At 69.3% G+C, this 22,021-nt stretch carries 22 protein-coding genes and 1 pseudogene; 15 read left to right on the top strand and 8 right to left on the bottom strand.

What is annotated here, in order from left to right; all coding sequences use genetic code 11:
* Positions 1–35: 35 nt before the first annotated feature.
* The 8 genes and pseudogenes from AC0VYB_RS16910 to AC0VYB_RS16875 all read left to right on the top strand — a co-directional run bounded on the left by AC0VYB_RS16910 (position 36) and on the right by AC0VYB_RS16875 (position 6,571).
* Positions 36–965, top strand: a complete 930-nt coding sequence (locus AC0VYB_RS16910; protein ID WP_063249549.1) for an SIS domain-containing protein — start codon at positions 36–38, stop codon at positions 963–965.
* The gene (locus tag AC0VYB_RS16905) at positions 962–1,906 is read left to right on the top strand and encodes an ROK family protein (RefSeq protein WP_475384866.1); all 945 of its coding nucleotides are present in this window, start codon (positions 962–964) and stop codon (positions 1,904–1,906) included. The genes AC0VYB_RS16910 and AC0VYB_RS16905 overlap by 4 nt, the downstream gene beginning before the upstream one ends.
* Positions 1,903–3,039, top strand: a complete 1,137-nt coding sequence (locus AC0VYB_RS16900; protein WP_063249551.1) for a 1-phosphofructokinase family hexose kinase — start codon at positions 1,903–1,905, stop codon at positions 3,037–3,039. The genes AC0VYB_RS16905 and AC0VYB_RS16900 overlap by 4 nt, the downstream gene beginning before the upstream one ends.
* Positions 3,036–4,001 carry a class II fructose-bisphosphate aldolase gene (locus AC0VYB_RS16895; protein WP_063249552.1) on the top strand — a complete coding sequence of 322 codons (966 nt, stop codon included), beginning with the start codon at positions 3,036–3,038 and terminating at the stop codon, positions 3,999–4,001. Before AC0VYB_RS16900 ends, AC0VYB_RS16895 begins: the two co-directional genes overlap by 4 nt.
* A 46-nt stretch (positions 4,002–4,047) precedes the next feature.
* The gene (locus AC0VYB_RS16890; protein ID WP_063249554.1) at positions 4,048–4,848 is read left to right on the top strand and encodes a DeoR/GlpR family DNA-binding transcription regulator; all 801 of its coding nucleotides are present in this window, start codon (positions 4,048–4,050) and stop codon (positions 4,846–4,848) included.
* Positions 4,845–5,603 (top strand): annotated as a pseudogene (locus tag AC0VYB_RS16885) (amidohydrolase family protein); the annotation flags it as partial. The gene AC0VYB_RS16890 and the pseudogene AC0VYB_RS16885, both read left to right, overlap by 4 nt.
* A 115-nt stretch (positions 5,604–5,718) precedes the next feature.
* Positions 5,719–6,048, top strand: coding sequence for a hypothetical protein (locus AC0VYB_RS16880; protein WP_475384865.1), 330 nt, complete (start codon positions 5,719–5,721; stop codon positions 6,046–6,048).
* Between the two features lie 52 nt (positions 6,049–6,100).
* Complete coding sequence (locus tag AC0VYB_RS16875) at positions 6,101–6,571, top strand: cysteine hydrolase family protein (protein ID WP_063249556.1); 471 nt, start codon at positions 6,101–6,103, stop codon at positions 6,569–6,571.
* A 116-nt stretch (positions 6,572–6,687) separates the two neighbouring features.
* On the opposite strand, the gene AC0VYB_RS16870 is transcribed toward AC0VYB_RS16875, so the two are convergent.
* Positions 6,688–7,620: a hypothetical protein gene (locus AC0VYB_RS16870; RefSeq protein ID WP_131248270.1), complete on the bottom strand. Its 933-nt coding sequence runs from the start codon at positions 7,618–7,620 to the stop codon at positions 6,688–6,690.
* A gap of 500 nt (positions 7,621–8,120) precedes the next feature.
* Here AC0VYB_RS16870 and AC0VYB_RS16865 point away from each other — a divergent pair, with 500 nt between their 5' ends.
* The 3 genes from AC0VYB_RS16865 to AC0VYB_RS16855 all read left to right on the top strand — a co-directional run bounded on the left by AC0VYB_RS16865 (position 8,121) and on the right by AC0VYB_RS16855 (position 11,049).
* Positions 8,121–8,774 (top strand): hypothetical protein, encoded by a 654-nt coding sequence (locus AC0VYB_RS16865; protein WP_063249558.1) that lies wholly within the window; start codon positions 8,121–8,123, stop codon positions 8,772–8,774.
* A 288-nt stretch (positions 8,775–9,062) separates the two neighbouring features.
* Positions 9,063–9,671, top strand: a complete 609-nt coding sequence (locus AC0VYB_RS16860) for a copper chaperone PCu(A)C (protein WP_063249562.1) — start codon at positions 9,063–9,065, stop codon at positions 9,669–9,671.
* A gap of 28 nt (positions 9,672–9,699) precedes the next feature.
* On the top strand, positions 9,700–11,049 hold the full coding sequence (locus tag AC0VYB_RS16855) for a Dyp-type peroxidase (protein WP_156491140.1): 1,350 nt from the start codon (positions 9,700–9,702) through the stop codon (positions 11,047–11,049).
* Positions 11,050–11,066: 17 nt separating this feature from the next.
* Here the strand turns inward: AC0VYB_RS16855 and AC0VYB_RS16850 are convergent, their stop codons facing one another.
* From AC0VYB_RS16850 to AC0VYB_RS16835, 4 genes are all read right to left on the bottom strand, one after another.
* Positions 11,067–11,621 (bottom strand): methylated-DNA--[protein]-cysteine S-methyltransferase, encoded by a 555-nt coding sequence (locus AC0VYB_RS16850; protein WP_063249564.1) that lies wholly within the window; start codon positions 11,619–11,621, stop codon positions 11,067–11,069.
* A gap of 114 nt (positions 11,622–11,735) precedes the next feature.
* Positions 11,736–12,641: a glycine betaine ABC transporter substrate-binding protein gene (locus AC0VYB_RS16845; protein ID WP_009376515.1), complete on the bottom strand. Its 906-nt coding sequence runs from the start codon at positions 12,639–12,641 to the stop codon at positions 11,736–11,738.
* A gap of 40 nt (positions 12,642–12,681) precedes the next feature.
* Positions 12,682–13,626, bottom strand: coding sequence for an ABC transporter permease (locus AC0VYB_RS16840; RefSeq protein WP_063249565.1), 945 nt, complete (start codon positions 13,624–13,626; stop codon positions 12,682–12,684).
* On the bottom strand, positions 13,626–14,918 hold the full coding sequence (locus AC0VYB_RS16835; protein WP_063249566.1) for a quaternary amine ABC transporter ATP-binding protein: 1,293 nt from the start codon (positions 14,916–14,918) through the stop codon (positions 13,626–13,628). The genes AC0VYB_RS16840 and AC0VYB_RS16835 overlap by 1 nt, the downstream gene beginning before the upstream one ends.
* Before the next feature lie 370 nt (positions 14,919–15,288).
* On the opposite strand from AC0VYB_RS16835, the gene aroD reads away from it, so the two are divergent.
* Positions 15,289–16,113, top strand: coding sequence for a type I 3-dehydroquinate dehydratase (gene aroD, locus AC0VYB_RS16830; RefSeq protein ID WP_475384864.1), 825 nt, complete (start codon positions 15,289–15,291; stop codon positions 16,111–16,113).
* A gap of 129 nt (positions 16,114–16,242) precedes the next feature.
* Here the strand turns inward: aroD and AC0VYB_RS16825 are convergent, their stop codons facing one another.
* Complete coding sequence (locus AC0VYB_RS16825; protein ID WP_009378635.1) at positions 16,243–16,542, bottom strand: DUF4235 domain-containing protein; 300 nt, start codon at positions 16,540–16,542, stop codon at positions 16,243–16,245.
* A gap of 158 nt (positions 16,543–16,700) precedes the next feature.
* On the opposite strand from AC0VYB_RS16825, the gene AC0VYB_RS16820 reads away from it, so the two are divergent.
* Positions 16,701–16,952: a hypothetical protein gene (locus AC0VYB_RS16820; RefSeq protein ID WP_009378637.1), complete on the top strand. Its 252-nt coding sequence runs from the start codon at positions 16,701–16,703 to the stop codon at positions 16,950–16,952.
* Here AC0VYB_RS16820 and AC0VYB_RS16815 read toward each other — a convergent pair.
* Together AC0VYB_RS16815 and AC0VYB_RS16810 are read right to left on the bottom strand one after the other, a co-directional pair.
* Positions 16,936–17,811: an aminodeoxychorismate lyase gene (locus AC0VYB_RS16815; RefSeq protein WP_063249567.1), complete on the bottom strand. Its 876-nt coding sequence runs from the start codon at positions 17,809–17,811 to the stop codon at positions 16,936–16,938. The genes AC0VYB_RS16820 and AC0VYB_RS16815 overlap by 17 nt on opposite strands.
* A gap of 61 nt (positions 17,812–17,872) precedes the next feature.
* Positions 17,873–18,979 (bottom strand): VIT1/CCC1 transporter family protein, encoded by a 1,107-nt coding sequence (locus AC0VYB_RS16810; RefSeq protein WP_009378641.1) that lies wholly within the window; start codon positions 18,977–18,979, stop codon positions 17,873–17,875.
* Between the two features lie 347 nt (positions 18,980–19,326).
* Here AC0VYB_RS16810 and AC0VYB_RS16805 point away from each other — a divergent pair, with 347 nt between their 5' ends.
* Positions 19,327–21,348, top strand: a complete 2,022-nt coding sequence (locus tag AC0VYB_RS16805; RefSeq protein ID WP_475384863.1) for a M28 family peptidase — start codon at positions 19,327–19,329, stop codon at positions 21,346–21,348.
* A gap of 144 nt (positions 21,349–21,492) precedes the next feature.
* Positions 21,493–21,945 (top strand): DUF3817 domain-containing protein, encoded by a 453-nt coding sequence (locus tag AC0VYB_RS16800; protein WP_009378643.1) that lies wholly within the window; start codon positions 21,493–21,495, stop codon positions 21,943–21,945.
* Positions 21,946–22,021: the final 76 nt, after the last annotated feature.

Raw genomic sequence — 22,021 nt, 5'->3', positions numbered from 1 at the left:
TTGATTGAATCAGAAAACGATCAATGGAGTGCGCAATGTCGATTGCCGGAGAATTCATGGCGGAGGAGCTCCGCAGTCAGCCGGAGACGTGGGAGCGCACGCTCTCCCTCTCCGTCCCCGAGGCCGCGGTGCCGGCGGACGGTGAGCGGGTCGCTGTCATCGGATGCGGATCGTCGTGGTTCGCCTCGCAGATCTACGCGAACCTCCGCGAGACCGCGGGGCAGGGTGAGACCGACGCCTTCACCGCGAGCGAGTACCCGTTCGATCGCAGCTACGACCGCGTCGTCGCGATCTCCCGCTCGGGGACGACGACCGAGGTCGTCGATGCGCTCGAGCGCCTCCGCGGATCGGTTCCCGTCACCGCGATCGTCGGCGGCGCAGACTCCCCGATCGGTGAGCGCTCGAACGACGTCATCGCCCTCGACTTCGCCGATGAGCGCTCCGTCGTCCAGACCCGGTTCTGCACGTCGACGATCGCCCTCCTGCGCTCGTGGGCGGGCGGCGCCGAGGCGCTCGGCACCGCGGTCTCCGATGCGCGGGCCGTGCTCGAGGGGATCTCGGAGGACTTCACGGAGTTCGATCCCGCGATCCTCGACGACGCGCTCATCGATGCCGAGCAGTACAGCTTCCTCGGCATGGGCTGGACCTGGGGCCTGGCCAATGAGGCCGCGCTCAAGCTGCGCGAGTCCGCGCAGACCTGGACCGAGTCGTACTCGTCGATGGAGTACCGCCACGGACCCATCGCGATCGCCGCACCGGGCCGCGTGACCTGGCAGTACGGCGAGGCACCGGACGGTCTCAAGGACCAGGTCGAGGCGACGGGCGCCCGCTTCGTCTCCTCCGACCGCGACCCGCTGGCCGAGCTCGTCCGCCTCCACGCGCTCGCCCTGACCAAGGCCAGGCGCCTCGGCGTCGACCCCGACCACCCGCGCTCGCTCACCCGCTCGGTCATCCTCGACTCATGACCACGCGGGCCGAGATCCTCCGCGTCGCCGACGGCCGCAGCCTCGGACCCGGTCCGATCGCGCTCGCCGTCGACGTCGGCGGGACGGGGATGAAGGCGGCGCTCTTCGATGCCGACGGCCGCCTCGTCGAGGCGATGACCGCCCCGACCCCGGAGTGCACGGATTCCGCCGCCCGCGAGATCGTCGACCTCGTCGCCGACCTCCACGCCGAGTTCGCACGCACGCAGCCGGAGCATCGGGTCGCCGAGGCGGCGGTGGTCCTGCCCGGCATCGTCGACGAGGCGACGGGGACCGGGGTGTTCTCGGCGAACCTCGGATGGCGCAACGTCGCGTTCTCTCAGGTCCTCACCGACCGCCTCGGCGTGCCGGTCGCGGTCTCCCACGACGTCCGCTCGGCCGGGCGGGCCGAGTTCGCGCTCGCCGAGGGGATGCCCGAGAACGCCGCGATGGTGACGATCGGGACCGGCATCGCCGCCGCGGTCATGGTCGAGGGCCGCCTCATCTCCGCCGGCGGCTATGCGGGAGAGGTCGGCTTCTCCGAGGTGAGCGTGGATACGGCCGAGGGTCCGTTCCGCGGGCCCATCGAGCACATCGCCTCGGCCGCCGCGATCGCCCGCCGGTACTCGACCCGCAGCGGAACCGCCGTGTCCGGCTCGCTCGATGTGCTCGCCGCCATGCATGAGGGCGACCGGATCGCCGCCGCCGTGTTCGCCGAGGCGGTCGACGCCCTCGGAGCGATGTGCGCCCAGCTCGTCGCCGTCGTCGCCCCCGAGGCGATCGTCTTCGGGGGAGGGCTGAGCAGCGCCGACGAACTCCTCGACGGGGTCGACTCCGCCCTGCGCTCCCGACTCGACTTCGACCGGGCCCCGCGCATCCGCCGCGCGAGCCTCGGTCCCGTCGCCGGGCTCATCGGCGCCGGACTGCTCACGAGGCACCGATGACGGTCGGCACCGCCCGTGCGGACACCGACGCGCCCGTCGTCGCCGCCCTCACCCTCAGCCCCGCCCTCGACCTCACCGTCGACGTCGGCGAACTCACGCTGGGGCGGTCCCACCGGGTCGCTCCCGCCGCCGAGGTGCTCGGAGGCAAGGGCGTCAACGTCGCCCGGGTGCTCGCCGCCCTCGGCGTCCCCGTCGTCGCCCTCGGTCCGGTCGCGGGCGAGCACTGGCCGGAGGAGGCGACCGGCGAGGCGGGTCACTCGAGCGTTCTCACCTGGGACCTCACCCCCACCTCGGCGCCCCTGCGGCGCAGCATCGCCGTCGTCGAGGATTCGGGTCGGGCGACCCTGGTCAACGAGTCGGGGCACCCGCACACCGGTGAGGTGTGGGAGGCGGTGCGGGCTGGCGTCCGCGCGCGCCTCGCCGATCCTGCACTCCGCGTCCTCGTCATCTCCGGGTCGACGCCGCCGGACTGCCCGGACGATCTCGTGCCCGGGCTCATCGCCTCAGCCCATGCCGCCGGCGTCGAGGTCGTCGTCGACACCTCGGGTCCCGCACTGCTCGCCGCCGTGCGGGCCGGGGCCGACTGGGTCAAACCGAACGACGACGAGATCGCGGCGCTGTTCGCCCGCGACGGCAGGCCCGACGGTGCATGTGCGCCCGGGGACCTCCTCGCGGATGCCGGACGCCTCGTCGACGCCGGGGCAGGACACGTCCTCCTCTCGCTCGGCGAAGCGGGCATCGTCCTCATCGACGACCAGGGTCCGCGGCTGCGCGCCCGCCTCGATGAGACCCTCCACGGCAATCCGACCGGTGCCGGCGACGCCGCAGTCGCCGCCCTCGCGTGGGCCCGCAGTGAGCGTCCGCCGACCGAGCCGGTCGAGGGTCCGACCGGGCAGGCGCCCGAGGCGATCCCGGCAGACCCGGCCGCCGGGTCCGCCCCGCGCTCGCGCACCGGAACGGCCGGCCGCCTCGGCGAGGGTGAGGTCAGGGACATCCTCACCCGCGCGGTCGCGGTCTCAGCGGCAGCCGTGCTCATGCCCCAAGCCGGGCAGATCCCCGAGAACTGGCGCGACCTGCGCGCCCGCGTCCTCACCGAGGACGCCACGACGAAGCGAAGCGGAGACAGACCATGACGACGGCATCGATGAACGCCCTGCTCGCCGAGGCGGCCGAGGCGGGCACCGCGGTGGGGGCATTCAACGTCATCCACCTCGAGTCCGCGGAGGCGATCGCGACCGGCGCCGAGGCGGCCGGGCGTCCCGTGATCATGCAGATCTCCGAGAACTGCGTGCGCTACCACGGTGGACTCGCCCCGATCGCGCGGGCCACGCAGGCGATCGCCGCGTCCGCGACCGTGCCCGTCGCCGTCCACCTCGATCATGCGACGGACGTCGGACTCGTCACGGAGGCGATCGAGCTCGGCTTCGACTCCGTGATGTACGACGGCGCCCACCTCGCCTACGACGTCAACTGCCAGACGACCGCCGAGGTGGTCCGCAGCGCCCACGACCGCGGCATCGCTGTCGAAGCCGAGCTCGGGGAGATCGGCGGCAAGGACGGGGCGCACGCTCCCGGCGTCCGCACCGACCCCGCCGAAGCCGTCGAGTTCGCGGCTCTCACCGGCGTCGATGCACTCGCCGTCGCCGTCGGCAGCTCGCACGCGATGCGCGAGCGCACGAGCCGTCTCGACCTCGACCTCATCGTCCGCCTCGCCGGCGTCGTGCCCGTCCCGCTCGTCCTTCACGGCTCCTCGGGCGTCGCCGACGCCGAGATCCGCCGCGGCATCGCCGCCGGGATGCGCAAGATCAACGTCTCCACCCACCTCAACGCCGTCTTCACCGCCGCGGTGCGCGAGACCCTCGTTGAGCACCCCGACCTCGTCGATTCGCGGAAGTACCTCGCCCCGGCCCGGGAAGCGTTCGCCGCCGAGGTGGCCCGTCTCCTCGCCCTCTTCGCCGAGGAGACCGACGCGCCCGCCGCGCGGGAGTCTGACGCGCCTGCCGCCGGGGAGACTGACGCGCCCGCCGCGCGGGAGTCTGCCTCGCCCGCAGACGGCGCACGCACCGCCGCTCGCACGCAGGAGTCCGAGGCGTGAGCACCGAGGTTTGCCAAACCCGTGCACGAGGCCCGAGAGTGGCACTATGAGCCCGCGTGAAGACCGCCTCGACCGCATCCTCGCGCGCCTCGACCGGGACAGCACCGTCGGAGTCGAAGCGCTGAGCGAGGAGCTCGGGGTGTCACTGGCCACCGTGCGCCGCGACCTCGACCTCCTCGAGCAGCGGCGCCTCCTTGAGCGCACCCACGGCGGTGCGAGCAGGCGGAACGTCGACTACGACCTCTCCCTGCGCTACAAGGAGGCCGCTGCGACCGAGGCGAAGGCCGCGATCGCCCGGGCCGCGGTCTCCCGGATCACTCCCGGATCGGTCATCGGACTCTCCGGCGGGACGACGACGTTCATGGTCGCCGACGCCCTCAGCCAGCGCGACGACCTCCTCCACGACCTCACGATCGTCACCAACGCCGTCGACATCGCCCACAAGCTCGCCGTCCATCCGGGGATCAAGGTCATCGTCTGCGGTGGGGTCATCAACGCCTCGAGCTTCGAACTCGTCGGCTCATTCGTCGACGCGGTGCTCCGCGGCATCTGGATCGACCTCGCGTTCATCGGCGTCCACGCGTTCTCGGCGACCGCCGGGGGGACGACGGCGAACGAGGACGAAGCGTACGTCAACCGGCTCATGGCGCAGCGCGCGGAGCGGGCCATCGTCGTCGCGGACTCCTCGAAGTGCGGCCGCCGGTCCTTCGCCTCGGTGGGCGGGACCGAGGTGTTCGAGGAGATCATCACCGACGACAGCCTCGGCGAGGATGAGCTGCGGGAGCTCACGGCTGCCGGCTACGCCGTCGATCTCGCCCCCACCCGGCCGGACGGAGAGCGGCGATGAGCGCGGTCCCCGAGACCATGCCGACCCCGGCCGAGGCGATCGTCCACGACGCCGTCATCCTCGACAGCGACCCGGCGACGTATTCGACGGACTTCGCCGACACGTGGCTCGCGGTCGCCGGCGGCACCGTCCTCGCCCGCGGGCGGGGAGCACACTGGCAGAGTCTCGCAGGCCCGGACACGGACGTCGTCGACGCCGCCGGCGCCCACCTCGCACCCGCGTTCGTCGACATGCACGTCCACGGCGCGGGGGGACACAACGTCGAGGACGGGCCGGACCACCTCGGCGAGATCCTCGCCGTCCACCGCGCCCACGGCACCCGGGCGCTCACCCTCTCCTTCGTCTCCGACAGGATCGACCCGCTGGCTGCGGCGCTCGCCGCCGGAGCCCGGGCCGCACGCGGCCGGCCCGACATCCTCGGCCTCCACGCAGAGGGTCCGTTCCTCTCCCCGGATTTCAAGGGCGCCCACGCACCCGAGGTGCTCACCCCTCCCACCGCCGAGGCGGTCGACCGGATCCTCGAGGCCGCCGACGGTGAGCTCCTCCAGGTCACCCTCGCCCCCGAACTGCCCGGCGCGCTCGACGCGATCGGTCGGTTCGCCTCGGCGGGGGTGAAGGTCGCCGTCGGACACACGGCCGCCGGATACGACGAGACGGCACGCGCCTTCGACGCCGGGGCGAGCATCCTCACGCACGTCTTCAACGGGATGCCCGGCATCCACCACCGGGCGCCGGGCCCGATCCTCGCCGCCCTCGACGCCCCGCACGTCACGCTCGAACTCATCAACGACGGCACCCATGTCCAGGCACCGGCGGCGCGGATGATCACCGAGCTTCGCCCCCGGCCGGGTCGCGCTCATCACCGATGCGATGGCGGCGACCGGCATGGGCGACGGCGACTACCTCCTCGGGTCGCTGCCGGTGCGGGTGAGGGACTCGGTCGCGCGGGTTCGGCACGCCGACGGGTCGGTCGGGTCGATCGCCGGGTCGACGCTGACCATGGACGATGCACTGCGCCGGGCCGTCGCCGAGGTGGAGATGAGTCCCATCGCCGCCGTCCAGGCCGCGAGCCTCGTGCCGCTGCGGGCGCTCGGCCTCGTCGATCCCGAGGTCCACAGCCTGCTCCGGGTCGGCCAGCCTGCCGACTGCGTCCTCCTCGACGCCGACATGCGACTGCAGAGGGTGTGGCTCGGGGACTGAGCGAGGCGGCCCCGATGCTCCCGCGTGGGCATCTCGTGGGAGGATGGTGCGCATGGATGCTCTGCTCCTCATCGACACGGACGACACCGGCTTCACCTCGGACCAGGCGATCGAGACCCTCGGCGGCATCGTCGGGCGCACGCGCGCGGTCGGCGGGGTGCTCATCTTCGCCTCGACGAAGGACGAGCTCACCGACCGCGAGGATGCGGAGATCAGCGTCTTCGGGCCCGACGAGGAGGACCTCGTGCTCCGCTCGGACAACCCCGACATCTTCGAAGGCGTCGACGACCTCGCCGCCGGCCTCCACGACATGGCCGTCGACCGCATCGTCATCGCCGGCGTCGACGACTCGCCCGGCGCGGTGTGGGCCTCGGCGATGGCGGCCCTGGTCTGCAACTTCGACGTCATCGTCCTCTCCGACTCCGTCGTCGACGCCGACGGCAACCCCGTGACCTGGGCGGCGGACGCCGAGGCGGCGGGCGCGATGGTCAAGCGCACCGAGGACACCTGGCTGCGCATGTGATCGCGCGACGGCTGGGATTCCCTGGTCGCTTCTTCCGAAAGTGGTCGAAGAACCGAGGGAAATCGGCCGAAATGCGCGATTCTCCACGGTTCTTCGACCGCAGCTGCGCCCTCAGCTCAGAGCACGCCCCTTGCGGCGAGATGTTCGCGGATGCTGCGCTCGAGGCGGGCACGATTCGTCCGCGAATTCACCCTGATGATCAACCAACCCTCCGCGGCCAGAGCGTTGACCCGTTGGATGTCGTCGTCCCACTGGTGCTTATCGGTGCGATGGTGGTCTCCCTCGTACTCGAGGCCGAGGCGCGCCCGTTCGTACCCGAGGTCGGGATGGATATCCCTCCCCAGCTCGCGGCACCACACAGCAGGGTGTATCTCCGGCTCGGGCAGCCCGACCGAGATCGCCCACAGGCGCAGGTCGGTCTCCTGCGGAGAGTCCACGCCCGGCCGGATGAGCTCGAGCGCGGCAGAGGCGGTCCTCCCCGCGCGGACCACGCTGCGGGACGCGAAGTGCGCGGCGATGTCGTCTGCCGTGCACAGCGGCGGGCCGTGCCATGAGCCGATCATCGCGTCTCCGGCTTGGACGAGCTCATCCCGCGTGAGGATCGTCGCCAGCTGAAGGAACAGGACCGGTGGAGTGATGATCCGGTGTCCGAGGAGGGTCGCTGCGGCGAAGTCGTTCGTCCGGTGGAGGACGACGCCGGGGCGGCGGATCCGCTGGTCCCTGTCCGCGGTGGCGACGTGAAGCAACTGGTCTCCGAGTCGGCGGGGCAGCGGCAGACCGAAGAGGCGGGCAGCGGATGCGTGGCTGGCAGCGATCTCCGGGTGGATGAGCTGGAGGGCCCTGAGTGATTCGCTGGTGGTCTCCCATTCTGTATCAGCCCATTGAGGAACCCGGCGGACATCGAACTCGCCCGGGGCGACTCGGATCCCGTGGATGATCCGCGGCGCGATCTCGGTGTTCCGCAGGCCCCATTCCGTCACGCCGTTGTCCGCTGCGTCGCGACTGCGGTAGAGCCTCTGTGTCCTGCGTCTCTCGAAGTGTCCCTGCATGCCGCCGATGGTGACCGTCCGAGGCGAGGACGGAAAGGTCCGGAGACGCACCTGTGGACAGGAACCGTCGTCCACAGCGCCGGTGCGCCCGAGTCGAGCATCTGCGCAGACGAGTCGGCCGCCGACACAGGCCGACCACCGCAGCAGACCTCAGCAATGCCGGTTCACCTGCGTCGATGCCCGCCTCAGTTGTGGTCGAAGAACCGTGGATAATCGGGCATTTCGGCCGATTTCCCTCGGTTCTTCGACCACAAGCAGAAGACAGCCTGTGGAGGGGGTGCACACGAGTGGAGGCTGCCGTCCTGCCCGCCACCCGGTCGCGACCACCCCGCCACCTGCCCGCGCATTGTCCGCTGCGCGGTTCCCGGCGTTCACCTCCGGTCGGTACACTTCTTCGGGGCCGACGGTGCGCTGCCGCCGACTGGCACGCCGCACGCCCCGGTTCTACACTGAGTAGAAGGTCCGGAAAGCCTGAGCGAGTCCTGAAGTGAGGAGGTGGCATGACCGGCTGGCACAAGTCCGTTCGTGCTCTCTTCGCCGCACTCATCACCACGCTCCTCGCCCAGCTCATGCACGTCGGCGCGGGCGGAGACTTCTCCGTCCTCGGCACCGGCTTCGTCTTCGTCTTCGTCCTCTGGGCAGCGATGATCCTCGCCGGACGCCGTCTCGGCCACCTCTCGCTCATGGCGATCATCGGCCTCGGACAGATCCTCATGCACGTCTCGATGGGGTGGTTCGGGTCGATGAGCCACGCCGCTGGCCAGTCCGCGGGCTCGCCGCAGATGGCCGGGATGTCGGCGAGCGAGCACGCGATGATGAGCCAGCCGGCTGGGTCGCTCGACCTCAGCCAGGCCGCTGCGATGAGCCAGACGATGGATCACTCCAACGGCGCGGGCGTGCCCATGGTCATCGCCCACCTCGTCGCCATCGTCATCACCGCCTTCATCCTCAAGCGCGGCGAGGACCTCGTCTTCAGCATCCTCCAGCTCGCGGTCGGCCCCGTCCTACTCGCGATGCGCGCCCTCGTGCTCGCCCGCCGCACGCTCGCGGCCGCGGACACCCGCGTCGTCCTCGAGGTCTGCGCGCTTCCCGCCACGATCGCGACCGCGGTCATCGGCCCGAACTATCGCCGCGGACCTCCCGCACTCGTCTGACACCTCACCCACCGGCAGTCCGTCGCGGCCCCATGCCGTCGACGTCGTGCTGCCCGGCACCATCGGCATTCGCCGCCTGGTCCCTGCGGTCATCCACCCGTGCAGCCGTCCTCTGCCTCGCCGAGGCGGACGGCACCTGACCACGGACGGATGTGCCCGCGTCGGCCGCGCCGTTCCCGGCCCCGCCGTCGTCGGCCATGACCCTCCGGTGTGCGCACGAGCGCATCGGACGACCGCAGCAGACCGCGTCGAGTGCCACCGAAAGACAGACTCAGAAAGTGCAGACTCATGCGTAAGAACATCATCACCTCCGTCCTCCCCGCCGCGGCCATCTCCGCCGCCCTCGTCCTCGGTCTCAGCGCGTGCGGACAGAACGACACGAGCGAGCCGGAGGCCGCGAGCACCTCGCAGGCCGCCTCGGCGTCCCTGACCCTCGGCGATGCCTGGGTCAAGACCGCTGAGGAGGGCATGACCGGTGTCTTCGGAACCCTGGAGAACACCACCGACAAGGACATCAACCTCGTCGCCGCGAAGTACGACGGCGCCGGCATGGTCCAGCTCCACGAGACCGTCGACGACGGCACCGGCACGATGACCATGCGCGAGAAGAAGGGCGGATTCGTCATCCCCGCAGGCGGCTCCTTCGTCCTCGAGCCCGGCGGCAACCACATCATGGTCATGGATCTCAAGCAGCCGATCAAGGCCGGCGAGGAGATCGACGTCCAGCTCGTCACCGCCGATGACGAGACCATCCCCGTCAAGGCGATCGCCAAGGACTACTCGGGCGCGCAGGAGACCTATGCCCCCGGCGAGGCCGAGGCCGGCAAGGACGGCGAGAAGTCCGAGAAGGACGGCATGGGCGACATGAGCGGTATGGACATGTCCGGTGACAAGTGACCCCCGCTCGCCGGACCATGAACCAGAGGTGACTCCCAGCTCCGACCCGGCCTCCGAGCCGCGGTCGGGTGGGGACGCCGACGCCCAGGCGCCCACCGCCCGCTCCGGCTTCAGCCGCCGACGCCTCATCGCGTCGGCGGCCGTCGCCGGCGGCGCCGGGGCCGTCGGATCCCTCGCCGGCTTCGCGATCGGCCGTCAGGCCGATGCGAAGGAGGACGCTCAGCCGCAGCGCGACACCCAGGGTGCCAACGGGATCGTCACCGTGCCCTACTTCGGTGAGCACCAGGCCGGGGTCGAGACGATGCCGCAGGCCCACGGGGAGTTCCTCTCCTTCCAGCTCAAACCGGGGTCGACCGCCGCCGAGGTGGTCCGCTGGCTGCGTCTGCTCACCGCGGACGCCGCGGCGCTCACCCAGGGAACGGCGCCGTTGGCGGATTCGGAACCCGAACTCGCGAACGACCCTGCGGGCCTGACGGTGACCTTCGGCTTCGGTCGGGGAGTCGTCGCGACGAAGGGTGCCGGGGCCGTTCCCGAGTGGCTGGCTCCGCTCGAGAAGTTCTCGATCGACCGTCTCGACCCGCAGCGGTCGAAGGGCGATCTGCTCGTGCAGATCTGCGGTGACGACCCGATCACGGTCGCGCACGCCCGCCGCATGATCTGGAAGGACTCGCGTTCGTTCGCCGAGGTGGCGTGGCAGCGCACGGGATTCCGTCGGTCGTACGGGACCAAGGGCGAGGGGAAGACGCAGCGCAACCTCTTCGGCCAGCTCGACGGCACGGCGAGTCCGACCCCCGGCACCGAGGACTTCACCCGCCTCGTGTGGGGGAAGGCGAGCGGTCGGGAGAACCCGGTGTTCTCCTCCCGCGGTGAGCCGCCGAGCGATCTCGGCGCGCATCTGCCCGACTGGCTGCAGGGCGGCACGACCCTGGTGCTGCGGGACATCGCGATGAACCTCGAGACCTGGGACGAGGCCGACCGCCCGGGACGGGAGTTCGCGATCGGGCGCACGGTCGGCTCGGGGGCTCCGCTCTCGGGCGGGACCGAGTTCACCGATCCGGATTTCAAGGCCGTCGACAAGCGGGGTCTGACGAAGATCTCCTCGGCCTCGCACATCGCTCGCTCACGCGACGGGCTCGGTCCCGAGGTGCAGATCCACCGCCGCCCGTACAACTACGAGACCGGTGCCGGCGGGGAGACCGGCCTGATGTTCGCGTCCTTCCAGGCCGACATCGAGCGGCAGTTCCTGCCGATCCAGCGCCGCCTCGCCGAGGTGGACCTGCTCAACATCTGGACCGTGCCCATCGCGTCGACGGTGTGGGCGATCCCGCGCGGCGTCCGGGAAGGCGAGTACGTCGGCCAGGCGCTGTTCGAGGGGTGAGCGCGCCGCCGGCCCGCTCAGAAGAGCGGGTTCGGCAGCGCTCCCTCCATCTCGAGCAGCCGTCGCTTGGTCTCGAGGCCCTCGCCGCGGCGTCCGCCCGAATAGCCGCCGAGACCGTCGCCCGCGACGACCCGATGGCAGGGGATGAGCAGCGGCAGCGGGTTGAGGCCCATGATGGTGCCGATCGCCCGGGCCGGGATCGCGGTTCCGGTCCGGGCGGCGAGCTCACCGTAGGTGATCGTGTCCCCGAACGGCACCGTGTCCGTGAGGACGGTGAGGACCGTCGTCGCTGAGGCGGAGAGGCCGTCGAGTCCCAGCGGCAGATCGAACTCGCCGAGGCGGCCGTCGAAGTAGGCCCCCACCTGGCCGAGGGCTTCGGCAAGGAGCGGATCGCGGTCCGCTCCCGAGCCGCCGGACGTGTCGCCTGCTGCGGTCTGCGCGGCACCGAGGTCGCTGTCGTCGACCCATTCGACCCGGACGATCGCCGTGCCCGTGCTCGAGAGCAGCAGCGTGCCGACCGGGGAGGCGAGGGACGCGCGGTGGAGTCCGGTCTCCGGTCTGCTCTGTGTCATCGGTCCGCCTGAGTCTGAGTGAGGAGACGACTGGGCCCGTCGCCTCGCGGTGCGAGCCGACGGGCCCAGTCTATGACCGGTGGCTGACAGGTCAGCCGAGGATGGTCTCAGCGGTCATTCGCTGATCTCCGTGGAGTAGGCGTCCGGGTTGTCCTTGATCCACTGGGCCACGGCCTCGGCCTCCTTGCCCTCGCCGTACTTGTTGACGACCATGTCCTCGAGCGAACCGTACTGCTTGTCATCGAGCTTGATGCCCTTGATGTACTCGGCGGCCTCCGGGTTCTTCTCGGAGAAGCCCTTGGTGCCGAGGAAGTGGAGCGCTTCGGGCTCTCCCATCGCGCCCTTCGGGTCCTCGAGGTCCTTGACGTCGTAGGCGCTGTTCGCCCAGAACGGACGCCACAGGGTGACGACGACCTCTTCCTTCTTGTCGATCTTGTTCTTCAGCTCGGTGAGCATCGTCGCCGTCGACGAGGTGACGAGTTCGTACTCGCCGTCGAGACCGTACTCGGGCATCATCTTGTCCTTCGTCTGCGCGGTGAGACCCGCGCCGGGCTCGATGCCGATGATCTTGCCGTCGAATTCGCTCGCCTTGCCCTTGAGGTCCTCGATCGAGTTGATGTTCGAGTACGAGGGCACCGCAATGGTCAGCTTCGCGTTGTCGTAGTAGGCGCCGAGGTCCTCGAGCTTGTCGCCGTACTCGTCCATGTACTGCTTGTGGGTGACCTCCGGCCACGCCGAGGGGTAGATGTCGACGTCGCCGTTGGCGAGACCCGAGTAGAGGATCGCGGCCTCGGTGATCGTCTCCATCTTGACGTCGTAGCCGAGCTTGGTCAGCTGGTTCTCCAGCAGGTAGGCGGTGCTCAGGCCATCCGTCCAGGATGGGATGAATCCGAGGGTGATGGTGCCCTTGTCGCCTCCGCCGGAGGCGTTGTCCTTGCTGGCCTCCTGGGAGCAGCCGGACAGAGCCAGCGCCAGGGCAGCACCGACGGCGGCGATCTTCGTGACGAAACGCTTCTTCATCGTGGTTTCCTTACTTCTCAGGGTGATGGTCGGATGGTCTTCAGCTCTGGACTCGGTCGATCTCGACGACGTCGACCTCCCGCGGTTGTGCGATCTGCCGGTTCTCCGCCGAGGTGTTCCGGCGACGCTTGAGCATGCCGAGGAGGGAGTTCGGGTAGTCCTTCGCCGAGCCCAGCGCCGCCGTGACGCGGTCGAGGTAGATGGCGAGGATGACGACGCCGAGCCCGGCCTCGATGCCCAGCCGCAGGTTCTGTGTGGCGACGGCTTCGACGACGTTCTTGCCGAGCCCGTCGGCGCCGACGATGCCGGCGATGACGGCCATCGCCAGGGCGAGCATGATCACCTGGTTGATGCCGGCCATGATCGTCGGGGTGGCCAGGGGCAGCTGGACGCCGCGGAGGATCTGGCGAGGCGTGGCACCGAACGCGTATCCGGCTTCGACGGTCTCGGAGTCCACACCGCGGATGCCGAGCTCGGTGAAGCGGACGCCCGGGGGCAGGGCGAAGATCACCGTGGAGACGAGACCCGGGACGACTCCGATGCTGAAGAAGGTCACGGCCGGGATGAGGTAGACGAAGGCCGGCATCGTCTGCATGAAGTCGAGGATCGGTTTGACGATCGCAGAGACCGTGTCGTTGCGTGCGGCGAGGATGCCGACGGGGATCGCGATGATGATCGCGACGAGCGCGGCGAGGACGACGAGGGCGAGCGTCTGCATCGCGGAGACCCACTGGTCCATCGTCATGATGAAGAACAGCGTGATGAGGGTGCCGACGGCGAACTGCCACGACCTCACGAGCAGTCCGAAGAACGCGAGGATGAGGATGATGACGAGCGGATGGAGATCGACGAGCACCTCGGTGAGGGTGTCGACGAGGAAGCGGACGACAAGGGTGATGAAGTCGAAGAGCCAGGCGAGATTGTCCTTGAGCCAGTCGAAGGCGACATCTGCCCACGCACCGACCGGAATTCTGATGTCCTCCATCACAGGGCCTCTCTCTTCACGGCGTCCTCGGTGCCCACGGGGGCGGGTTCGTCGGCGAGCACCTCGTCGATCTCGCTCGCGGCCAGCGGTGGTGCCGGTGCTCGCACCTCTCCGTCCCCGGACTGGTGGCCGAGCGCGGCGAGGAGCGTGGCACGGGGGATCACGCCGACGAGGAGCCCCTGGTCGTCGACGACCGGCAGCGGCAGCGGCGACTCCGCCGACGGGATGAAGAGGTCGATGAGCACATCGTCCGGGGAAGCGACCTGCGCCGGAGGCGCGATGATGCCCTCGAGTGTCCTTGCCCCGGCGCGGATCCGGTCGACGGCGTCGCGGTCGGTGACGACGCCGAGGAAGCGGCGGTCGCGATCGGTGACGTAGACGGCCGAGGAGTACCCGTCGCGCATCGTCCGCAGCGCGACCCTCGGGCCGCTCTGATCGGAGATGACCTGACGCGGCTTCTCCATGACATTGCTCGCGGTGAGCACGCGGGCCCGGTCGACGTCCTGGACGAACTGGGCGACGTAGTCATTCGCCGGGTCGGTGAGGATGTCCTCGGGGGTGCCGATCTGCACGATCCGACCGTTGCGCATGACAGCGATGCGGTCGCCCATGAACATCGCCTCGTTGAGGTCGTGGGTGATGAAGATGATCGTCTTCTTGAACTTGGACTGGAGTTCGACGAGGAGCTCCTGCATCTCACGGCGGATGAGGGGATCGAGGGCGGAGAACGCCTCATCCATGAGGAGGATGTCCGTCTCCGCCGTGAACGCCCGGGCCAGACCGACGCGCTGCTGCATGCCGCCGGAGAGCTGACCGGGGAACTTGTCGCCCCAGCCCTTGAGGCCGACGGCGTTGAGCCAGTAGTCGGCCTTCTCCAGGCGTTGGGCCTTCGGCACCCCGCGGAGTTCGAGCGCATAGGCCGCGTTCTCGCGGACGGTGCGGTGGGGGAGGAGCGCGAAGTGCTGGAACACCATCGAGATGTGCTCGCTGCGGACTCTGCGCAGGGTTCCGGCGTCGGCCTTGGCGATGTCGGTGCCGAGGACCTCGACCGAACCCGACGTCGTCGACCAGAGACCGTTGAGAGTGCGGATGAGCGTCGACTTCCCTGACCCCGAGAGTCCCATGACGACGAAGATCTCACCCGGTTCGACTTCGAAGCTCGCGTCGATGACCGCGGCAGTGCCGAGCTTGGTCAGCTCATCCCGATCGGCGCCCTGTTCGAGGCGCTTGACGACTTCGTTCTGCCGTTTGCCGAAGACCTTGTAGACATGTGACGCTCTGACGACGCTCACGCGCTTCCTCCTTGCAGTCCAGATGCTCCGCAGCCACGAGAGGCGCCACCCTGTCGCGCGGTGAGGCGATGACCAGGTCGATCACGTGGGCCTCACCGCTCACGGAATTCTCTCGATCATTATAGAATTCTCCATGCATTTCAGCGGAAACTTTATTCCTGATATCCGGAGTGTTGTGTTTGACAGGCTATCTCACCAGGGACGATGCAAGTCGGTGTGTTATTTGATCGTTACATTCACAGCGTCGGTCGAGGTTTCCTGACACCTGTTCCGCGCATTTCCCCGCATTCACTGACTTGTGAGTTCGGTTATCGCGGACGTTGTGCGGAATGCTCAGCGGGCGAGCTCGTCGACCCTCTATGGTGGAGGCGTGAAGCCGCTGCCGTTCCTCTCCGCCGCCTCCTCCGGGCGCTTGCCGACCCCGGCACAGCGCGATCCGGGACGACCGGCGATCATCGTTCCCATCCAGCAGACTGATCCCAGTTCCCTGTCCGCCGCCTGTGCCGACATCGCCGCGAGCGGCATCGTCGACGTCATCGAATGGCGCATCGATCCGCTCGTCGTCGCGCTCGGGCAGGCCGCGGAGGCGACGGATGCGGGTCCTGCCCGGGTCGATGCGGATGCCGTCGCCGAGGCGGTCCGCGCCCTCGCCCCGCACGTCACCTCGGCGGGGCCGCCCGTGCTCGTCACCCTGCGCTCCGGTTTCGAGGGAGGGGAGGCCGACATCAGCGAAGCGGACTACGCCGAGGTGGTGCGCCGCCTCGGGGCTCTCGGGACGGCGGCGGTCGACGTCGAGATCGCCCGGTCGGGTGCGCCGGACCTCATCGACGCCGTCCATGCGCAGGGGGCCGCGGTCGTCGCCTCGCAGCACAACTTCACCGCCACGGACAGCGTCCCCGAGATGCGGACGACACTGGCGGCGATGCGCGAGGCCGGTGCCGACGTCGCGAAGATCGCGATGATGCCGCAGTCTCCGGCCGATGTCGCCGACCTCCTGCGGGCCACGGCCGAATCCGAGGCCCGGCTCGACTGCCCCGTCATCGGAATCTCCATGGGACGGCTGGGCCGGACCAGCCGCATCCTCGGTGGGGACTTCGGCAGCTGCGCGACCTTCGCCCAGATGGGGCAGGCCTCGGCACCCGGGCAGATCGATGCGGCGGAACTCGCAGCGATGCTCGACGCTCTCTGCGCCTGAAACCTCGTCAGAGCGGAGCAGGTCCGGTCGACATGCCTGCCGGCGATCGGGACGCCGATGCGAACGGCCCCGGATGCCGACTCACTGGTCGGCATCCGGGGCCGTTCGCACATCCGGTGTCGGTGAGGGTCAGTCGACGCCTTCGGCGATCTGCTTGCGGAACTTCTTCGGCAGCGCCTCGTCGCCGAAGTTGTTGCGCACGGTGTTCGCCGCCAGGCGCTGGACGATGAGCTGGGCGACGGCCACGCCGACACCGGAGACGACCGTCCAGGCGAGAGCCTCGGACATCGTGATCTCCTCATCGACCGGATTCGACGGTGCGGGGCGGTGCGTCGACTTCTCCCAGGCGAACGTGAGCACCTTGCGGGCTGCGAATGCCGCCGCGATGGGGGCTCCGACGCCGATGATCTGCCAAGCGAGCTTTCCCATGCCCGTGTCCTTTCGTCCGAAGTTCGGGGGTCGAGAGACCCTGCGCGGTGGCGAGGGATCCTCGGTGACCACACTATCGCAGGCGGGTCGATTTCATACTTTCGTGGGATGTGCCGGGCGTGCTCGCCCCCGTAGCGTGGAGGCACGGCAGTCGAGAGGTGGACACAGTGCTGAGCAGACGGAAGAACGTCGTCGTCACGAGCCTCTTCGTGCTCGGCGGAGCCGGATTCGTCCTCGGTCTCGTCCCCGACCTCGCTCCCGCCTTCTGGGTGCTCTGGCTCACCGGCTGCGGTGCCTCGATCCTCGGGCTCATCCTCGCCGCCACGGTCCCTCGCGTCGACGACGATCGTGAGCGTCCGCCCGGGACCCGCGGGTCGGTCCAGTCCGGGGGTCTCACCCGGCGGCGATGATCCTCTGGAACTCCCTGGTCAGAGCCTCGTCCCGGTTGAGCTCCCTGCCGTCGAGCTCACGCAGCGTCACCGCCGTGCGGACCGAGGACACGAGCCACGCGCCGTCGGCGGCGTGGACGTCGTCGAGGCTGAGATCGGCGAAGTCCGCCCGCAGCTCGAGCCGGCCGGCATGGTCGAAGAGCAGCCGCTGCGTCGTGCCGGCGAGCAGACCGGCGGTCGGGTCCGGGGTGAGGAGGTGGTCGCCTCGGCGGATGACGATGTTCGACGTCGGTCCCTCGAGGACGATGCCGTCGTGGGAGACGAAGACGACCTCGTCGACGCCCTGGGCCCGCGCATAGCGCAGCGCCGCCTGGTTGACGGCGTAGGACAGGGTCTTCGCGCCGAGGAGCAGCCACGGGGAGGTCCGCCCGAGATAGGCGGGGAAGCCTCGGTCGATGCTCACTGCGCGCACGCCCTCGGCGCGGGCGGTGACGATGCTGTCCTCGATGGGCAGGGAGAACGCCCAGCCGCGCGGGGTGTCGGTGCCCCGTGAGAGGGAGTAGCGCACGGCGAACTCGGTGACCCCGGGGTTCGCCTTGATCGTCTCGGCGACGACGGTGTCGACGGCCTGGCGCCACAGCCGGCGATCGGGTTCGGGAAGGTCGAGCGCCGAGGCGGAGGAGTGGAAGCGGGCGAAGTGCCGTTCGCGGGAGACGACGGTGGGCTCGCGCGTGGCCGGGTCGACGCGGACGAGGACGGTCTCGAAGATCCCATCCCCTCGGTGGGCCGCGAGATCCGTCACCGGCAGCTGGGGCGAGTTCAGCGGAGCCGACCTGATCGTCGACGCGCCGGGATCGATGAGGACGAGGACTTCGGTCATGCCCACAGTCTACGGTCGCCGCCCCGCCTGCGGGAGACCTTCCCGGCAGGTGAGGATGTTCTCAGGCAGTGCTGATGCCGAAGAGGAGACCGAGACCGTACGTGACGGCGGCCGCACCGAAGCCGATCGCCATCTGCCGCAGCGCGCGCGGACCGGGCGCTTTGCCGGAGAGCAGGCCGACTGTGCCGCCGGTGAAGAGGAGGGCGATGCCGACGAGGCCGGCGGAGAGGAATACGGCCGGCAGTCCGGACATGCCGAAGATGTAGGGAAGGATGGGGATGAGCGCGCCGGAGGAGAAGAAGCAGAAGCTCGAGATCGCCGCGCCGATGCCCGTGCCGAGCTCGTCGCGGTCGACTCCCGCGTCGAGGCTCGGCAGCTGCGGAGCCTGCGTCGACTTCGCCTCGGCGATCGTCCGGTGCGCCTGGGCCTCGGCCTCGGCGGGATCCATCCCGCGGGCACGGAAGACGAGAGCGAGTTCGTTCGCGTCGATGTTGAGGTCGGCCAGCGCATGCCGCGACTCGGGGTCCGGGGTCGAGGCGTCGAGGAGCTCGCGCTGGGAGCGGACGGAGATGTACTCGCCGGCCCCCATCGACAGGGCGCCGGCGAGGAGCCCGGAGATTCCGGTGAGGAGGATGACGGTGTTCGACACCCCTGCTGCTCCGACGCCGAGGACGAGGGCGAGGTTGGAGACGAGTCCGTCGTTGGCGCCGAACACGGCGGCGCGGAAGTTGCCGGACAGTCGGGCGCGGGATCGGGCGGCCAGGGCTCGGACCACCTCGGCGTGGATCCGCTCGTCGGCGGCCATCTCCGGGGAGGCGGCGACCTCGTTCTGATACGGCGAGCTCGTCTCCGACTGCTGGGCGAGGGCGAGGATGAAGACGGATCCGAAGAGGCGGCCGAAGAACGCGAGGCTGAGCGTGACGAGGTCGGGGGTGCGCTTCTTCTCGGCGTGCTCGCCGAGGAGGCTGATCCAATGCTGCTGATGCCGGGACTCGGCGGTGGCGAGGGCGAGGAGGATCTCGCGGTCCTCGCCGGTGCGTCGGGCAGCGAGGTCACGGTAGACGCGCTCTTCGAGGCGCTCGTTCGCGAGGTAGCGCTGCCACCGGCGGATGGTTCGGCGATCGGGTGACTCCGAGGGCGCTGGGGCCGAGGACTGCTGGTTACTCACTGGTCGGATTCTACGGGGGATGCGGTTATGATTTCAATACTTGCGCAATTGCTTAACTATTGTTTGTTACCTATTCGTGACCTCAGCGCGTCCCTGATCGGCTAAGTTGATGAACTATGTGAATTGTGTCACCGTTTCGTTATAGAAGTTTGTGATTCGTTACCAAGCGGCGGATCGCTCGGCGGAACGCAAGAGTCAGATCCTCCCAGCACCAAGCGCGCCGCGCCGCTGCGGACTCCGCAGTCGGGCGCAGGCCTGCGCACGGACCGGAGTGCAGGGTCGTGCACGATCGACGGCCCAATCGAGGGGACGGATTCGCGTGGCACCTGAGCAGCGAAAGGAACTCCATGAAGTTACGCATCAGAGCCTCTCTGGCCGTCACCGCAGCCGCGGGACTGGTCCTGGGAGGCATGGCGCCGGCGACGGCCGCCGGCACCGCGGGACCGACAGAGCACACCGACATGGGCGTCACCGGCGACGCCGTGATGGATCACCTCCAGAACATCTCTGACATCTCCGTGGCGAACAAGGACTCGGGCTTCGGCGCCCTGGGCACGCCCGGCTACGAGGAGGCGGTGGAGTACGTCGAGCAGACGCTCGGGGCCACCGGCGCCTACGACGTCACGCGCCAGGCCTTCGACATCGAGGATCAGACCTACGGTGAGGTCGCGGTCAGCGTCGACGGTGAGGACATCGCCGTCAACCCTGCCAGCTACACCGAGGGCACCGTGGCACCGCTGACCGACGTGCCGCTCGTGCTGCCCACCGACGACGACTACTCCGACCTGGCCGGGGGCCAGCTCGGCTGCGCGGCCACCGACTACGACGACACCGCCGAGGGTGCCGTCGTCCTCGTCGCCCGCGGTTCCTGCACCTTCGGGGAAAAGGCGCAGGCCGCGACCGACGCGGGGGCAGCCGCCGTCATCATCTACAACAACACCAAGGACGCACCCGACGAGGAGCTCAACGCCACCCTCGGCGCGCGCATCGAGAACGGTGCACCGACCGTGGGCACGACCTACAACCTCGGCAACGGACTGCTCGAGGCGATCCAGGCCGCCGGTGACGGGGAGGCCCCGTCGACGGACTTCACGCTCGAGACCGAGTACAAGACGGTGACGACGTGGAACGTCATCGCCGAGACGAAGGCGGGCGACAAGGACAACGTCCAGATGTTCGGCGCCCACCTCGACGGTGTGCCGGAGGGCCCCGCCGCGAACGACAACGGCTCGGGTTCCGCGGCCCTGCTCGCCAGCGCCGAAGCGCTCGCGAAGCAGCCGACCGAGGTCGACAACGCGGTGCGCTTCGCATGGTGGGGCGCTGAGGAGGTCGGTCTCGTCGGATCCGAGAGGTACGTCGAGAGCCTGAGCGCGAGCGAACTCGCCAAGGTCAAGGCGTACATGAACTTCGACATGATCGGCTCGGACAACTACATCGTCGGCACCCTCGACTCCGACGGGTCGGATGTTCCGATCCCCGACGACGTCAACGTGCCCGCAGGGTCCGCTGAGCTCGAGAAGGTCTTCACCGACTACTTCGAGACCGTCGACCAGCCCAACGTCGGCACGGACTTCTCCGGTCGCTCGGACTACCAGGCGTTCATCGACGCGGGGATTCCCGCCTCGGGTCTGTTCTCCGGAGCGGACGGAACGAAGACGGCCGAAGAGGCTGAGATGTTCGGCGGCACCGTCGGTGCCAAGCACGACACGAACTACCACCAGCCCAGTGACACGATCGAGAACATGAGCAAGGAGTCCATCGACATCTTCGCTCCTGCGATCGCGTACTCGGTGCACGCGCTCGCCTACGATCTCACCGACGCGCCCTCGCCGACGCCGACGGAGACCCCGACCGAGACGCCCACCGAGACCCCGACGCAGACGCCGACCGAGTCGCCCACGGACGATCCGGTCGAGCGGAAGCTGACGATCGACCCGACGACGATCGACGAGAACGACTTCGTCTCCGACAAGGGAGTCGCCGTCACCGCGGCCGGGTGCACGCCCGAGACCACGGCGACCATGACCGTGACCCCGAAGAACGGGAAGATCGAGAAGTTCGAGCAGACGGCGACCGTCAGTGCCGAGAGCATCGCGAACTTCGGCGTCCGCGGTCTCGACGCGTCGCAGTCGGCCCAGTACGTCGGCAGCTACGACGTCTCGGTCGAGTGTGAGGGCGGAGACGCGCTCACCGGCTCGTTCGAGGTCGTCGCCGCCGGAGCGGACGATCCGGGTGCCGGAGGCGGGGGAGACCTGCCGCGGACCGGTTCCGAAGCCCTCCCGCTCGTCGCCTCTGCCGCAGCGCTCATCGTGCTCGGTGTGGTCATGACCATGGGAGCCCGCCGCCGCAGGGCCGGCAGCCTGCAGTAACAACCCCGAAGCCACGCGGGCCGGTGACTGGACAAGTTCGCCGGCCCGCGTGTTCGTGTCTGCGGCGCTGACCGAGGTGTTCATGCCCACAGAATCGCCTCTCCTGCAGGACGCATTCAGCTTCGCCCGGCACAATGGGTTCCCGTGACTCCCAAGAAGCTCTTCAATTTCTTCGCCGTGGCCGAAGCCATCACGTGGGCACTCCTCCTCTTCGGCATGTTCCTCAAATACGTCACGAAGACCACCGAGGTCGGTGTGCGCATCGGAGGCGGGATCCACGGGTTCGTCTTCCTCTGCTTCGTCGTCGTCGTCATCCTCGTCGGCGTCTCGCAGAAGTGGGGCATCGGCCGTCTCCTCATGGGGCTCGTCTCGGCCGTCATCCCGTTCGCGACGATCCCGTTCGAGATCGCCTCGAACCGGGCGGGCGCGCTCGACGGCGGGTGGGGTCTCGGACGTGAGGGGCGCGCCCCCCGCGGACCACTGGAGAAGCTGTGCGCGTGGGCGATCCGCTCCCCGGGGCTGGCAGCGGGCATCGGCCTCGTCGTCGTCATCGTCGTCTTCGCCGGTCTCCTCGTCGTCGGACCTCCCGGGAAGTGAGCCGGACCGAGCCCCGCGCTCACTGAGCATCGCGGACACTCAGCCCCGCCTCGGCGAGGCTCTCACCTGGGATCAT

Source organism: Brevibacterium sp. Z349TD_9, assembly GCF_056173565.1.
This window is presented reverse-complemented; position numbering and strand designations above follow the sequence as displayed.